Origin of the sequence: Gimesia maris, assembly GCF_008298035.1 — a bacterium.
GTDB classification, from domain to species: Bacteria; Planctomycetota; Planctomycetia; order Planctomycetales; family Planctomycetaceae; genus Gimesia; species Gimesia maris.
This window is the reverse complement of the sequence record NZ_CP042910.1, coordinates 6,239,765-6,254,487: the sequence shown is the minus strand read 5'-3', so window position 1 is coordinate 6,254,487 and position 14,723 is coordinate 6,239,765. Positions and strand designations below refer to the sequence as shown.

The 14,723-nt window shown below is 51.2% G+C and carries 12 protein-coding genes; 8 read left to right on the top strand and 4 right to left on the bottom strand.

The features are described 5' to 3' along the window. The first annotated feature begins 51 nt into the window (after window positions 1–51). On the top strand, window positions 52–1,179 hold the full coding sequence (locus GmarT_RS23145; RefSeq protein WP_149303289.1) for a hypothetical protein: 1,128 nt from the start codon (window positions 52–54) through the stop codon (window positions 1,177–1,179). Between the two features lie 293 nt (window positions 1,180–1,472). After that, on the top strand, window positions 1,473–2,855 hold the full coding sequence (locus GmarT_RS23140) for a hypothetical protein (protein WP_149303286.1): 1,383 nt from the start codon (window positions 1,473–1,475) through the stop codon (window positions 2,853–2,855). A gap of 39 nt (window positions 2,856–2,894) precedes the next feature. On the opposite strand, the gene GmarT_RS23135 is transcribed toward GmarT_RS23140, so the two are convergent. Continuing rightward, complete coding sequence (locus GmarT_RS23135; protein WP_002648783.1) at window positions 2,895–3,431, bottom strand: hypothetical protein; 537 nt, start codon at window positions 3,429–3,431, stop codon at window positions 2,895–2,897. A 250-nt stretch (window positions 3,432–3,681) separates the two neighbouring features. On the opposite strand from GmarT_RS23135, the gene GmarT_RS23130 reads away from it, so the two are divergent. Beyond that, window positions 3,682–4,326, top strand: coding sequence for a pentapeptide repeat-containing protein (locus GmarT_RS23130; protein ID WP_002648784.1), 645 nt, complete (start codon window positions 3,682–3,684; stop codon window positions 4,324–4,326). A gap of 178 nt (window positions 4,327–4,504) precedes the next feature. After that, window positions 4,505–6,118, top strand: coding sequence for a glycoside hydrolase family protein (locus GmarT_RS23125; RefSeq protein WP_149303284.1), 1,614 nt, complete (start codon window positions 4,505–4,507; stop codon window positions 6,116–6,118). 17 nt (window positions 6,119–6,135) lie between these two features. On the opposite strand, the gene GmarT_RS23120 is transcribed toward GmarT_RS23125, so the two are convergent. Next, the gene (locus GmarT_RS23120) at window positions 6,136–6,939 is read right to left on the bottom strand and encodes a GNAT family N-acetyltransferase (RefSeq protein ID WP_002648787.1); all 804 of its coding nucleotides are present in this window, start codon (window positions 6,937–6,939) and stop codon (window positions 6,136–6,138) included. A gap of 237 nt (window positions 6,940–7,176) precedes the next feature. On the opposite strand from GmarT_RS23120, the gene GmarT_RS23115 reads away from it, so the two are divergent. Beyond that, complete coding sequence (locus tag GmarT_RS23115) at window positions 7,177–8,010, top strand: hypothetical protein (protein ID WP_002648788.1); 834 nt, start codon at window positions 7,177–7,179, stop codon at window positions 8,008–8,010. Window positions 8,011–8,125: 115 nt separating this feature from the next. Here the strand turns inward: GmarT_RS23115 and GmarT_RS23110 are convergent, their stop codons facing one another. After that, entirely contained in the window at window positions 8,126–10,411 is a 2,286-nt protein-coding gene (locus GmarT_RS23110; protein ID WP_149303282.1) for a peroxidase family protein, read from the bottom strand. Window positions 10,412–10,767: 356 nt separating this feature from the next. Beyond that, window positions 10,768–12,066, bottom strand: a complete 1,299-nt coding sequence (locus tag GmarT_RS23105; protein ID WP_002648790.1) for a PDZ domain-containing protein — start codon at window positions 12,064–12,066, stop codon at window positions 10,768–10,770. A 321-nt stretch (window positions 12,067–12,387) separates the two neighbouring features. Between GmarT_RS23105 and GmarT_RS23100 the strand changes: the two genes are divergently transcribed. From GmarT_RS23100 to GmarT_RS23090, 3 genes are read left to right on the top strand one after another with little or no spacing between them, the layout of a single operon-like run. After that, window positions 12,388–13,392 carry a 6-bladed beta-propeller gene (locus GmarT_RS23100; RefSeq protein ID WP_002648791.1) on the top strand — a complete coding sequence of 335 codons (1,005 nt, stop codon included), beginning with the start codon at window positions 12,388–12,390 and terminating at the stop codon, window positions 13,390–13,392. Window positions 13,393–13,432: 40 nt separating this feature from the next. Further along, on the top strand, window positions 13,433–13,996 hold the full coding sequence (locus GmarT_RS23095; protein WP_002648792.1) for an SUKH-4 family immunity protein: 564 nt from the start codon (window positions 13,433–13,435) through the stop codon (window positions 13,994–13,996). Then, on the top strand, window positions 13,993–14,541 hold the full coding sequence (locus GmarT_RS23090; RefSeq protein WP_002648793.1) for a hypothetical protein: 549 nt from the start codon (window positions 13,993–13,995) through the stop codon (window positions 14,539–14,541). The genes GmarT_RS23095 and GmarT_RS23090 overlap by 4 nt, the downstream gene beginning before the upstream one ends. Window positions 14,542–14,723: the final 182 nt, after the last annotated feature.

Genomic DNA, 14,723 nt, shown 5'->3' with positions numbered 1-14,723 from the left:
TGGATATTATTGTATTCGTAAGATGAATTAAATTTTTTCGGGAACAGATTCATGCGTACTTTGATACTTCTCACTATTTTGTCATGTCTTTCCCTGCCCCTTACCAGGGCAGAAGTGTTGCCATCACAAAAATACCCAGATTTGGGTTTTGATACGGTGAAGGTGTTAGATTACAAGAAAGCACTCCGAGAACAGGGGGAAGAGATCCCCCGATTTCCACCTCGTACTGCCAATGCACTCATCGTGAAAATGAATCGCTATAGAACCCGGATCGACAGTTCAATCACTGTTGTAGAACATACACGAGCTTCAAACTCTGAGCTTAAGGACGATGATTTAATAATAGTCGTCAATGGGAAATTACTTCGCTCATCTGATGAAGGAGAAAAGCTCCTGCAGCAAATCACTTACAAGGATAAGCTTGAATTAAGGGTGATTCGTCGTAGCGGGAATAACTGGGAGCGGATCGATGTTCCGATAAAACCATTTTCAGATCTGGAATATTATCATACGAAGATTACTACCGATCAGTCTCACGATGATGACTTTTCCCTCTGTCGATTTTGGATTCATCGCAAGGCTCATTCCAGATTCACCGATGGCAACTTTCAGTTGTATATCAAGCATAGAAGTGATGAACCATTACATCTCTACCTGCAGTTGTCGATGTTCCTGCCTGATGCTCCACTTCAAAAGGACTCGACAAAAGTTGATGGATTTATCATCAAAACGGATCATGCAAAATATCGAGTTGCCATAGACAAAGAAGAGAAAGTCGATCAACAGGAAGAAGAGCAGAGGAGGCAGAAATCAATAGCAAATTTTTCTCGTTTATATCGTCGCACTACAGACCAAACACGTGAGATGCTGGATGAACTGGGAGAAAAAATTGGTAATCTGGAAACAGTCCCTGATAAAATTCTGATTTCTTTGGAGCGTCGAGGCCTCGCCAGATCACAAGTCGCACTTGCCAGAATGTTTGAAGGTTGGCAATTGTACGATCTGCCTTTGAAGAAAGATCAACGAAAAATGATTGAGGATATCATCGCTTCAAATAAAGTGATGGTCTACCATGAATCTGTTCCCAACAAACCTTTTGAAGTCACTTCAGAACAAAAGCAACATATGAAAGACATCCTGGCTGTCTTCGATGTCGAAGGAGGGGAGGTAGGGAAGTAGTCAGGAGCCTGCGCGTTCAGAATGAACTCCTGCTGGAATTCTTTGATCAGAGCGAACAGGACTTCGATCATACCGAGGTCTTAATCCGCGATGGAATCATCGTGGTCCCGAAAGGCACCGTACTCGCGGATGGGTGGAAGCTGTAAAAGCTCAATCAACTTTAAAGATCAATCAGACAGGCAGCCCTTCGGGGCTGTCTTTTTTTATGGGTCAACTTGAATGTGTGGCCGGTTGTTTATATGGTGAACTCGTGTTGTTGGCGGGCATGTGATAGTCGATTAGAGGCCAGTTTGATGAGAGTATTGATTACGGTTGCCGTGTTGCTGTTTGGTTCACTTCCGGTTCAGGCAGAGTTTCCGTCTAAGAACTATGAGATGGGTTTTGAGACTGTTACCGTTTTTGAATATAAAAAAACGCTCCGCGAAGCGAATGCAGCGATTCCGGATTTTCCCCCTCGCACAGAGACTGCGGTAATCGTGAGATCGGTCGAATCGAACTCGCGTGCTTCCCTGGCTGGTCTCAAAGAAAATGATCTGATACGCGTGATTAACGGCAGCTATCTGCGGTCCCCCAACGCAGCCGATCAGAAACTGAGCGTGATTACCAATCGGGATCAGTTGAAACTGGGCATCATTCGTCGTGTGGAGGACAAGTGGGATCAGATTGCGATTACTCTGGAACCCATTTCTGATGCAGCGGCTCTCAAGCTGAAGCTCAGGAAACTCCCTCGCCTGGATGGTGCTTTTCTACCTTACTATCGCATCAGCCACAAGCACGCGCCAGCAACCCGCTATGCTCCCAACAATTTTCAATTGTATTTTACCGAGAGAGTAAACCGCCCCGAAAAACTTTATTTGCAAATCGCCCAGCTCCTTCCCGGTCACCCCGGACCCGGTTCATTTATCGTGACGACCGCTGACGACCGTTTCGTGTTCCAGTCTGAAGTTGTACAACCCCATCAGCGGGGACTGTTCTTTGCGGGGTCTCTACGCAGTCCTGAATGGGAACCGGTCAAGACCGAAATATTACTGATTTTGGCTGAGGACTGGCTCAACGAAAAACGACAGGAGTTTCAACAGGTCGAAGCAACACATAAACAGGAATTCAAAGAGTTTCAGTTTGATCAGAGTCGCCGGGACAAAGCCTATCAGGAACTCAATCAACGGCGGTTGTCTCTGATCACCGACATGGAGCGAATCAATCAGAAAATCCAGACAGCGGAAAGAAATTACCAAATTTTATTGCAGCGAAAAGAACGGCTGGCGAACCCGAGAACTGTGCTGTCACGAAATCCGTTCAGACTGACTGACGAAGCCCGCGAAGCAATCAAGTCTCATTTTACTGCCTTAACTTCTGAGCAGAAAGACATAGTCACTCGCGCGTTTCGGTCTGGAATCTCACTTGGTTTTAAAGAAGCGGAACTGCTTCAATTAGAAGAAACCGGTCTGGCCGAACAGGAAATCAGACGAAAGCAAGAGAAACTAGGCTGGCTCTGGGTAGATGCACCGCTGACGCCCGCGCAAATCCCCATGCTCCGCGCGATCATCGCCGCCCCCAGCGCGACCGTGCATCACGAAAGTACTCCGGAACAGAAATTCGAAGTGACTCCCGAACAGAAGGAGCGGATGCAGGTTGTGCTGGATGTGTTTGAAGCTGAGGAAAGGGTTGGAGAGTAAACAGTCAGCCATTTCCTAGAGCGCGATTCCACTTCGGATTCAGTAGCTTTTGAACTCTTTCAACAGTTCCGCATGCTTGAAATCAACAGCATTCCAACAGGAACTCTCTATCGGTTCGGGGAGATCATTCCAGGCGACGATCATCTGGAATGTGTTTTCGCTGCCTTTCGCTAACTCGGGCAGCTCAATCGACACGCCTTTTTCACTGATTCCGACTGATTCGGGATAAACCTGCTGGTCTACGGGCAAGCGTGCGTTGAGGCATTCTTCATCTTCAGTGCCAATCATCAGAATAGATCGAACGTTTTCCCAGGAGTGCGCGTAGAGATGCTCTCCGCAGTCGATCGCATGATCGGTAAATTTATGTTCGAGCAATCGGCATTCGAAGATCAGATTGTCAATCGGTTCATGGCAGTGAACCCTTAGCAGGATACCAATGCAACCAGAGACTGACATCCCAGGCGGAAGTACGGGGGACAGCGGTATCGAATCGAGATGAATCGAAACAGCTTTCGTGACGCCGAATACGAAGAAATTGATTTCACCCAGAGGGGTATTGATGGTGAGATATTGCATAATTATTCAAAAAGAATGCTTTATTAGAAATGGTTGAAAAGATCTAGCCGATTCGTTTGAGTCATTATATTTGACTGGAGTTTGTTATTTTTCGGTTTATGATACTCTAACAATCCTGATTCAAAGAACTTCGAGCATAGGATACCAGGAATTTCTTCGTAGGAAACAAGCTGAATGCAATTTTATGAACTGCATCATGAACGGTATTGTTTGAAGGCAACTGGTACCAGTCATTTCTGCGAGAAGAATTATGAACCTTGATTCTCATCTGTTACGGCTGGTGCATCACATTCTGTTTCGCGAGTGGGATCCTTTAGGCGTCAATGCCGATGAAGCAGCAGCCCGAGAGTATTCCAGCTACATCGTCGGCATTCTCGGATTACTCAAGCGGGGAGCGGATGAACGGAAGCTGTTATTGCATCTGCTTCAACTACAGGAGACCGCGCTGGGGATCAGCCCGCCTGATCCGGAAGGGGATCGGGTGATTGCCTCGCGACTGCTTGCTGCATATGAGATTGCCCAGAGGGGTATTCGACCAGCCCGCTCAGCGGAAGAGTTGCTGGCACGTTACCAGGCAGGAGAACGAGTTTTCAACGGCAGTCGTATTGAGACTGACGATCACAAGGTTTTGTCAGGATGCAAACTGGATGGTCTGGTGCTCCGAAATGCTTATGTGAAGCTTTCATTTCATGGGGCGTCGTTACGGGGCGCTGATTTCTGGGATGCTGAGTTGAAGGGCTCTGATTTTTCAAACGCCGATTTGCGGGGAGCCCAGTTTCACGGGAGTGTATTGGGTTTCACTTCTTTTCAGGACGCGCGTCTGGAAGGGGCGCAGTTCAACGAAGCGTGTTATCATTTGCGCATGCTGAAAACAGACGAGTTCCCTGACAGTTAGTGAAATACTCTTCACCAGCCTCATTAGGCATGTGTGACATAGATTTATTCGCAAATCAGTCGGTACTTCAGATTGAGATCTCAGGCTCATTTCCTCACGAATTTCATTGCTTCCCTGGTTCAATCTTCTACACTGAAACACATCTCATTAATCTTTCTTTCTTCCGGGGGGCAGGGTGATGCGCTGGAGTCTGTTGCTGGTGGCGGGGATTGTCTGGACTGGTCTGGCTGGTGTGATCGTCGCTGAAGAAAAGAGCGGTGATGCACACGGTCGTTATTTCGATGAGGCGCAGGCGACGACGCTGTTTGCCTTTGATGAGGTTTCGCTCCCTTTTTCACAGAATCTGAAACTGGTGATGCGGTCGCCTGAACGGCATCCGGCAAATCCGGTTGTGCAGCGCGGGGGAGCCGGGACGCCGGATTCGTGGGCCGTGCAGTTTTATGGTTCGGTCATTCGCGTGGGCGATGTGTATCGGATGTGGTATGTGGCGGCGGGGGAGGATCGGCTGGATAAGCGTGTGCCTCGCTCGGCGCCGTGGCGGGTGGCTTATGCCGAGAGCCGCGATGGCGTGCACTGGACCAAACCGGACCTGGGGCTGGTGGAGTACGCGGGGAATCGCAAGAACAACCTGGTGCAGATTGAGCCGCACATGGGGATCTTAAACGTCAAGGTGCTCTACGAGCCGGACGATCCCGATCCGTCGCGGCGGTATAAAATGGGAGCGCATGTCTGGTTCCCTAAAAACAAGGTCCGGCTGGGAACGCTGGCGACCTACGCGAGTGCCGACGGTCTGCGGTGGAAAACACTGCATGCTGCGAAACCGGTTCAGGCGGAGCTGCAGGTGGAAGAGATGCTGCTGCCTCCACTGCATTTTGAGCCGGTCGGCGGGCTCTATAAATGGGACGGCCTGTATTATGTGAATGGTCAGAATGCGATTGCGGCGTCGCGACCCTATCATGGTCGGGTGGTGCGGCAGTTTATTTCGCCTGACTTCGAGACCTGGTCGCACGCGAGCACGGTCGGTTTCGTCCGGCCGCAACAGTATCACCTGCTGGGACCGGGGCGGAGCCGCGAGGGAGAACAGAATCATGAAGGGGTGAGCGTGTGGAACCGGGGAAATGTGCTGCTGGGCATTTCCGGGATCTGGCACGGGGCCAGGGAATGGAAAGATGTGACCATCGACCTGGGGTTTGTGGTCAGCAATGATGGCGTGCAGTTTCGTCAGCCTGCGTATGAATGGACTTTTCTGAAACGGGGGGCTGACGGCGAGTGGGACCAGGGAGGCTTACTGCAGGGGCAGGGCTTTGAAAACATCGGTGGGCAGACGTTTGTGTATTACGGTGCCTGGGATCCGCGGCACTGGAAGGGCTCTCCGCCTCGGGGGGGAGTGGGGATTGTCACGCTGCCGCGCGACCGGTTTGCGGATTTGCGGGTGGATGAAACAACGACGGGCAAGGGTGACTACCAGATGCCGGTCACGACGAGTGAACTTCTGACGTCCGCGATTTCCCGGAAGGGAGACGGGCCTCAGCAGTTTTTCATGAATGCGGAGGGGCTGGGACCCGAGGCACGGCTGAAGGTCGAACTGTTGAGTGCGAACGCGGTCCCGCTGCCCGACTATTCAGGAAAGCAGGTAGCGGTCGTGACGACGAGCGGGTTTCAGACGCCGATCGTATGGAATGGTCAGACCGAGGTCACGGGCTTGCCGGAACGGTATCGGCTGCGGGTGACGTTTGAGGGGGAACAGAAAACGAAGATCCGGTTCAGTGCGCTGTATGTACGAGTGAAATGATCTTACTCAAAACTGAATCACGGATATTCGGCGTGGTTGAATTCTTCGACGGGCTGGAATCCCAGTGAGTGATAGACTTTGATCGCAGGTATGTTGTCATTGGATACGACGAGCGTGATCTGTTTTCCCTGGTCCAGCCAATGGCGGCTGATCGCGCTGACGATCTGTTTCGCGTAGCCTTTTCCCTGATGGGCGGGATGCGTCATGACGCCACCAATCTGGGCATAGTTTTTAGAAACGCCGTGAAGGTTGGCTTTGGAGACCAGCTGTCCCTCTTTGTGCAGCAGCCATTCATTGTCGGGAAAAATACGTGCGCGTTCGATTTCAGGGATTTCTTTGTCCGCGTCATCCTCCTCCACGATATTTCCGAGACGAATGATGTCTTCAATGTCGTGGGGTGTTGCATTGATTTCTTGTCCGGTTGCATGGTCATTGAATCTGTCCTGCGTGAGCAGCTGCAGTGTTTGTTCGGTGATCGTCTGAGGTTCGATGCCATGGGATTTCAGCCGATCAATGGTCGGTAAGGCATAGCGTCTGATAGCCACGACATATTTGACGGGCAATTTTCTCTGCATGAATTCATCGACAAATGCATTGATCACAGAGGGGCTTTGCGCATTGATCTGGATGTCACTCCAGAGGCCGAAGTAGGTGCCCAGACCGAGCAGGATATTGTTCTCGAAGTAACCCAGATACGTGTTGAATTCAAACGGGTTTAGAGAAAACTCAAAGCTGCCGATGACAAACATGTTTTCGATTTCCCGCTGATACGCGAAATCCAGGATTAACTGTTGATCGTCGGGTGTGAGTTCGCGAAGCATGGTTTGTGATCCTGTATTTGATATGTGTCAAACTGACTGGGAACAGGACTCCTGTCTGGGTAGGACAGATGATGCAATCAATGAGGTTCGGCTATGTGAGAATATTTTACCGGATCTGTTTTGCCGGGGCATCTGAATTGATCAAATATACATTTTTGGGTTGCTGAAGAGAGTCATTTCTGGTCTTCTATGCTTGTGATGTGAACAAAGTTCAATCGAGTGAAAGAAGGTGTCAGCATGCTGCAAGATGATTTCCAGATCACCGTAACCGGTCCCGAAGGATATGTTGAAGATCAGAACAGTGTGGATGAGTATCTGGAACATTTTCGGATGCAGATTCTGGATCACTTTCAGCAGTCCCCGGAGTTCTTCAGAGCGGCCGATTTGAATATCACGATGAAGGACTTCACGGCGCGAAGGTATGGCAGAGGCGTGATGTGGTATTCTCTGCGCTGGGAAATCGAGGCTTACGTCACCGGGACGGTGAATGGAAAAGAGTTCAAGTTTCCGGTATATCTCAAGAATGAATTCAATGTCAGAAAGATCGGTCTGATCTCCCTCCACAGGATGCTCACAGAAGGGTGGGATTTATATTCCACCTACGCGAATAATTATGATCTGGCGGGTGATCATCCCAAAGTGAAAGTGAGCATCGCAGATATCACCCATCAAGTATTGATTGCCCTGGATCAAAGAGTGGGGCGTCCTCAAGCCCCGACCACAAAACGCATCTACGCTCTCTGCTGGAGTCTGGCAATTCTGTCAGCTTTGAGTGTGTTTTTCTATATGCTGTTTATTGGCGGAGACTCGGCGAACCCTGACGTCTCGCAGCTCAGTAAGCTTATCACTTCCGGGATCGCCGGCTTAGTCAGCGGAATCACGGTCTTTGCCATCGTCTTTTTCACCAGCTTTCTGCTGATGCCTGGAGATTACTTTGTAAAGGACCCCGCAGGGAGAAAGCTGCTGCATCTATCAGGCACGAAATCAGTTTTTGGTGTACGACTGGCCTTGTTGTTCGGACTGAGTACCATTGTCTTTATTATCTGTTTCGTGACGGCACAATTCGTGTAGTGACAGGCTTTGTTCCGAGTATGCAAAAATGAGAAACGCCCGACAAGGTTTGCACCTTGCCGGACGTTCTTACGGGGTTGCCTGTCTGTGGTTTTCTGAAGTGAATCTAAGGCTGCTACCGACGGCGTTTCCCGGGTGACATATCTAACACTTTTCCCAGGTCGGAAGAGGCAAAGACCGCGTCCAGCATGCCGAAGTCGTCGCGGTCTTTTCCGGCATCTCGCTCGTTTGCTCTCTGCCGGTCTGGTCCTTGCGACGGGCGATGATTGTTCTGGTGTGGTGGCTGCTCTCTGCCGGGAGGTCCATCATGCCTGGAGTCGCGTCGTACCATGTCCAGCACGTTGACATCGATGTCGACATCGTCAGCGACGGAAACCGTGTCATTCGCGTCCGTGTGCTGAATCACAATCCGTTCGACGCCTGTGAAATCGACTGGCAGATTGTTGACTTCAACCACATTTTCATTCACGACGATCGTATCACTCTGCTGTGTGCCGTGGATGACCAATGCGTCGTCGCGTCCTTTGCCTGCTTCAACGATCAGGCCACCGGGCAGATCTGCCGGCTTAATGCCTTTGAAGTTGATGTGCAGCGAACCGGGGCTGGGGCTCGTCAGCATCAAACGTTCGACGTTGTCCAGAGGCTGACTGCCGAGTACCTGCTTTGTTCTTTGGTCGACAACTTGCAGAATCCCTTTTTTTGCACTAATGGTGACGTTCGTGGTACCAGTCTCTGCCAGGTCAATTTGCATCACCGTTGGGGCAAAGAAGACGTTTTCCTGCAGCCCGGAGACATCCGAGTTACGTTCGATGACATCTGCGAGTGTCGTATTGTTGATTTCATTCAATGCTTCACCGGAAAACACGTTTTCATACCAGAAGCGATCTCCATCGCGGAGTCGCTGGAACTGATCGATAATGATCATTGAAAAAGTCACACCCATGCTCGATCCCGGCATATGATCTTCAGCGAGGCCGCCCACCCAGAGATCGATGTTGTCAACGGTGCCGTAAAGTTGTTCCAGACGAGCAGCGACGTCCGGATCGGAAGTGATGTCGGAGAAGTTCTCCACGGCATTCAGACCCAGGGCAACCCGTGTTGAGTTGTAATCCGAGAGGCCATGGTCGCGACCCCGCTGGATATTGAGCGAGGCCAGATCAAAGCCGCCTGATCCGGGAGGGCCAAACAGGAAGTTGCGTACATCGTCGACGACCTGGTTATCGATTTCCTGGGCCAGGTTGACGGTGAGCCCGCGTAACAGGGAATCGACGCCATTGTTTTCGACTTCGCTCGGGTTGAAGAAGGCATCTAAGAGCGCAAGATTACCTTCGTCAGCGGTGTTCCCGTTCTCATCGAGCCGCAGGAGTTCGGACGACAGCATGGTATGCCCGAAGCGATAGGCGGCGGTAGAGAACTCATTGGCGATACTCGGATCGACGGTGGAATCGTAGCCCTGGTAGCTGCTGATGATATTGGAGCCGAACAAGGCAGGCAGGAATTCATTGAAGGTAATCGCCTGTATTTCAGCCGAAACGATCTGCCGCGCCTGTTGATAGAGTTGTTCGTCAGTCAGACTTGGATCTTCCAGCGCCAGTTCGGTGGCAACACGATTATGCTCCCGCATCCAGATGGTCTGCATCGACGTCAATGCGGCGTTTTCGTTGGCGCGAATGTCGCCGGCCAGAAAGAAACCGTCATCTCCATAGGGGAGCAGGTTCCCATCGCTGGTTGCCAGCAGTCCTCCCTGAAATGTTCTCAAACTGGCGGCCAGTTCCGCATCCGAACCATAGATCACCGAACCATCGATGAACGCCGTAATCTGATTGATCTGCTGCCGAACGCCGTTTTCGTCTACCTCGTAGTTGGAACGGTTCAAGTCGATTACGTCATCGCCTGAGCCGTCTGGATCGAAATAGATGTCACCGGTCGGGACTTCGATCGGATATGATTGGAGTGGATTACCGAATTCATCGTGCGCGGACTCGGTGAGAGTGATATCATGATCGATAAACTGGCCCCAGACCCAGAAGATATCAGTCAGGTAACGGTCATTAGTTTGTGATGTGTCCGCGGCAGCGATGACATTGCTGATTTCGCGAGCACTGGGTCGGTCTTCCCCGGCTGGTGTGTACTGGCCGTCGCCGTAGTCTGCGTCAGCCAGACGCAACAGTTCTGTATCAGTACTGCCGTATTCCGGGTTGTCGACGTTATTTCCGGTCCCGTCGATCGACGCATATTCGGGTGTGGTCCCGGACTCTGTCTGGGGAACGTTTGTGTCTGCCATCTCAGTGGGGAGGGAATTCATGGCTGACAGCAGTTGTCGGTATTCCAGATGTTCAATGGCGGAAGAATGAGATGCTTTATGTGATGCCTGACGGCGATGTGATTTTGGGAATAGCATGATGTGTTCTCCTGAAGCGTGCAGTTGCTGGCGCGCAGTTCTTTCGAACTGAGCGACATAAGCCACCAGACGCGTGGTTGATTTTGTAATGACGAAGGCCCGCCCTACAAAAGAGTTGATCAACCGGATTTCCCAAGACAGCGGGTTATCCTAAGAGAGTCTCAATGATTTAAAACGGAAGCCCACCGCAGTAATCCACCGAATTCGACAGAAATATCTTCAGAAAAATCAAAATGATCGGTGAACGAGTGGATGAATTGTAAGTTGACTCTCTCCCCAACAAAAAAACGCCCGACAAGGTTTGCACCTCATCAGACGTTTTCACGGGGTTGCTTGCATCATGCGTTGTCTGCTCCCTAGAAGTTTGCAGTTGGCAGACGCGTCATCTGCACGCTTGCTTCGAGCTGAGGACCGTCGATCGATTCGAGCAGTTCCAGTTCCAGGACACCGCCGGATTCTGCAATCACCTGTCCGAAGGTGGTGTCGTCGGTGATGACGACGCCGTTACATTTCGTGATGACCATACCAGGTTTGAGTCCGGTCAGATCAGCGGGAGAATTGGCTTCAACCGATTCGATGCCGATGCCTTTACCGGGTAACATCAATCCTTTCATTCCCAGGTACCAGCGAACGTCTTCGATGATCTGACCGCCGGGAGCGACATAGTCGCAGGTCGGGTACACGTAGTTGCAATACTGGTAGTTGCCTGGTCGATAGTTTTGCAGAGGCGTGCAGTAGTTGTACCACCACCAGGAAAACCGGGGACGATGATTGTGCCAGTGGTGTCCATGGTGTCCGTTATGATGACCGCCGTTGTGATGACCACCAGCGTGGTGCCCGCCATTGTTTCCGCCATGATGTCCGCCACCCTGATGACCGTGTCCGTTGTGACCCTGGCCGGGATTGGGTTTTGGCGGACGTGGTTTGGGAGGACCGTTACCAACGGGAGGTTGGGGCCGAGGTCGCGGTTTTGGTGCTCCCATTCCGGGATTAGGACGAGGTTTAATCACGCCTGTACCTGGTTTGCCGTTTCCAATACCCGGGTCAAGGGGTTTGATTGAAGGTCGTGGTTTGGGCACGCCGTTACCGGGACGAGGCCGAATTCCGCCATTGCCTGGTTTACCGTTACCAATACCCGGATCGATGGGTTTAATTGAAGGTCGTGGTTTGGGTGCGCCGTTACCGGGACGAGGACGAATCACGCCATTACCTGGTTTACCGTTACCAATACCCGGATCAATGGGCTTGAATGTCTGGCGTGGACGTGGTGCTGAATTCACTGTTTTGGGTCTGACGCTCATCTGGCGATGGTCGCGTGTGAAATTCGTGTTGCCTGCTCGGTGATCACGAATGTTACGTGTTGTCGGGGTGCGATGATCACGAATTGTGTTCATTGTTGGTTTACGGTTATTGGTCGTCGGGCTTTTTCGGACATTGGAAAAGTTCCGGGTTGATCGCTGCGACGATTGCATTCTCGGTGACCGGCTTTGCGTCCTGCCGCGAGAAAAATTACTGGATCGTGATGAGCGGGAAAAGCTGGATCCGCCTGAGCGTTTTGAACCACCGGAGCGGCCGCGATTACCGGCTTCGACATCCAACAGGCTGGTGCTGAAAACCATGGTGATGATCATCAGGCTGAGTGCGATACGTTTCATTGTTCTGTCTCCTGAATTTGCTTCAGTTATGGTGAAGTGAATCTGTTCCACGATTGATTCACCGTTGTGTGGCAGGTTGTCATCCCCCCTGCATGTACTACCAAGCGAGGGCCTGCGAAATGTGTTACAGGCTGTTTGAGAAAAAAACAGAAATGCCCCGAAAATGCCGATTTGGGCGGGATTAGTTGCAAACCGGGGAGCGGAGAGGGATACTGGAAGGGATGGCAACCGGCGTTGTATGGTTGCTGTCTGTCATTACTTACAACTTTTGAGAATGGCCCGCCATTCCACTCCGACATTCAATCAATGGGAAATTCGACTATGAAAAAGTGCTTGAATTATATTGCGGTGGCTGTGCTATTCAGCGTAACTGTCTCGCTGTCGGCGGCGGAGAAAGTCGAACCAGTGCGGATGGGCAGCGGGATCATGACCTTCGATACAGTGCCCGGCTGGGGATTTGACGAGCAGGGGCGCTCGGTACTGGGACCAACCCACGGCGGCGTTGTGATTGATAAAGCGGGTAACATCTACACGAGCGCCAAAATCGGTGTGGTTGTCTTTTCACCTGATGGAAAAGTCGTGCGGCGTTTTCTAGGGGACGAATATTCCAACATTCATGACATGGAAATTCGCGAAGAGGAAGATGGCGAATTCATTTACGGCGCCCGCAATGCGAACGCGGAGGGTATCAAGTTCAATGCAGAGACGGGTGAGATGATCCTGAAAATGCCGTTCCCGAAAGAATCCGGGCTCGATCTGAAGAAATTCGCTCCGACGGCAATTACCGTGGCTCCCAATGGCGACATCATTCTCTCGGACGGTTATGCCAGCAATCACATTTTCAAGTTTGACAAAAATGGCAAATACAAGTCCCACTTTGGTAAAAAGGGGAACGGGTTGAAGGAATTCAATACCGCGCATGGCATGACGCTGGATACGCGTTACGATCCCCCGCGGCTGCTGATCTGTGACCGCAATCATATGCCCAAAGGACGACTGCTGCATTACGATCTGGATGGTAACTTCATTGAAGAAGTGATTACCGGTCTGGGGATGCCGACATCTGTTTCGATCCAGGGAGATTATGTTTCGGTGCCCGATCTGCACGGACGCCTGGTGATTCTGGACAAAACCAACACCATCGTCGCGGTGCTGGGCAACAATGAAGATCCTAAAACGCATCGCAATTTCAATGTGCCCCAGGATCAGTGGCGCGAAGGCATCTTCAGCGGCACCCATGGTTCCTACTGGGACAAAGATGGCAACCTGTATGTCCAGGACTGGAACGTTTCTGGACGTTTGATGAAACTGGTCCGGGTGAAATAAGCCACCAGGTAGACCGTTGCCTTCTGATGAGAGAGAATTCATGTCGCCTGAATCATTTTGTGAGCGCTGGTGTGATGATGAAGATGAAGTTCTAATTGCATTTCCAGCGCAATCCGTTGCGGGGCTTTCTATCCCTGAAACGTCTCGCGAGTTTTTGAAGTCTGCTGGCCTGCCGGATTCCGCAGCTCCTTTTCTGGATTTTCAGGCTCCTGAATCAGGGGTGCTTCCCGATGTCTCAGAAAAATGGAATCAGGATCCATCATTCCAGCGTTACCGGATTATAGGTAATAATGGTTCGGGCGATCCGGTCTGTCTGGATGAGGCTGAAAATGGACGGGTGGTTTATCTGAATCATGATCTCAATTTTAAACCTGTGCTGATCAATTCATCCATCACGGCACTGGCAGAGTCTCTTTTGATCTATCGACAGTTTGTTCGTGATTGCCAGGAACAAAACGGTGAGGATGCCTGGTTAGATTGTGATATTTCAGAAGCGCTTCTGGTACGTCTCAATCATGATTTAACGCGCATCGATAGTACTGGCATATCACCAGGTTGTTTCTGGTCTATGGAACTGGAACGGCTTCGTGAAGGCGATTCATGAGTGAATACACTCCCCCGCAATGCCGTCGAATCGTGCTGGTCTTATTTGTTTTGTGTGGCGGGATCTGGCTCGCTGGCTGCGGAGGGCCAGAAGGGCCGCAACGTCGTGTCGTGACGGAACCCGGGGCTGACTTCACGCATTACACGGGGCTGGCCTGGCCTGCTGCGGCGCAGGTAGTTTCTGCCGGTGATATCTGGTTGGACTTTGTGGGAGACGGTGAATTCCATCTGGTATTTGACTTAGATCATGCGACGCTGGAACAATGGCTGGCAGAACCACCGTCGTGGGAACAACTGAAATGGAAAGGTGGACCGGTCCCTGATGAAATCAGTTGGCAAGCTGGTTTTGGTGTCAAAGGGATGAGCGCTGACCCAGCCGGGGGAGGCCCCGATCACAAAATCAGCGAAGTCGAGTATCAGAGTGTGTACGAGTCAAAGCAGACCTGGTATGTGGCTCAAGACCGTGGAGCAGGTTGGCAACATGGTCAGATTCTGATTCTGGACCTGGAACACAATCGCGTCTGGTTTTCCCGTTGGGATTACTGAGAGTCTCATTTTTTCCAGAGTTCAACTGCTCTTTTGCTGGCTTCGGGGTGTACCGTATGCCGAACTGGGGCGATCCGGTGCCGAACAGCCGCGACAGGAGTGTGAAGGGTGTCTGATAGGGGGCCGATAGCGGTCCGAGGTAGTGTCGACCCGCACTTTTTTTGTCGGTGCTCAGACTGAAC

Excerpts from the sequence above, each read along its gene's own strand:
- GmarT_RS23110 (WP_149303282.1), bottom strand. The coding sequence starts at position 10,411 with ATGCTATTCCCAAAATCACATCGCCGTCAGGCATCACATAAAGCATCT.
- GmarT_RS23100 (WP_002648791.1), top strand. The coding sequence starts at position 12,388 with ATGAAAAAGTGCTTGAATTATATTGCGGTGGCTGTGCTATTCAGCGTA.
- GmarT_RS23115 (WP_002648788.1), top strand. The coding sequence starts at position 7,177 with ATGCTGCAAGATGATTTCCAGATCACCGTAACCGGTCCCGAAGGATAT.
- GmarT_RS23140 (WP_149303286.1), top strand. The coding sequence starts at position 1,473 with ATGAGAGTATTGATTACGGTTGCCGTGTTGCTGTTTGGTTCACTTCCG.
- GmarT_RS23120 (WP_002648787.1), bottom strand. The coding sequence starts at position 6,939 with ATGCTTCGCGAACTCACACCCGACGATCAACAGTTAATCCTGGATTTC.
- GmarT_RS23105 (WP_002648790.1), bottom strand. The coding sequence starts at position 12,066 with ATGAAACGTATCGCACTCAGCCTGATGATCATCACCATGGTTTTCAGC.
- GmarT_RS23145 (WP_149303289.1), top strand. The coding sequence starts at position 52 with ATGCGTACTTTGATACTTCTCACTATTTTGTCATGTCTTTCCCTGCCC.
- GmarT_RS23130 (WP_002648784.1), top strand. The coding sequence starts at position 3,682 with ATGAACCTTGATTCTCATCTGTTACGGCTGGTGCATCACATTCTGTTT.
- GmarT_RS23125 (WP_149303284.1), top strand. The coding sequence starts at position 4,505 with ATGCGCTGGAGTCTGTTGCTGGTGGCGGGGATTGTCTGGACTGGTCTG.
- GmarT_RS23090 (WP_002648793.1), top strand. The coding sequence starts at position 13,993 with ATGAGTGAATACACTCCCCCGCAATGCCGTCGAATCGTGCTGGTCTTA.
- GmarT_RS23095 (WP_002648792.1), top strand. The coding sequence starts at position 13,433 with ATGTCGCCTGAATCATTTTGTGAGCGCTGGTGTGATGATGAAGATGAA.
- GmarT_RS23135 (WP_002648783.1), bottom strand. The coding sequence starts at position 3,431 with ATGCAATATCTCACCATCAATACCCCTCTGGGTGAAATCAATTTCTTC.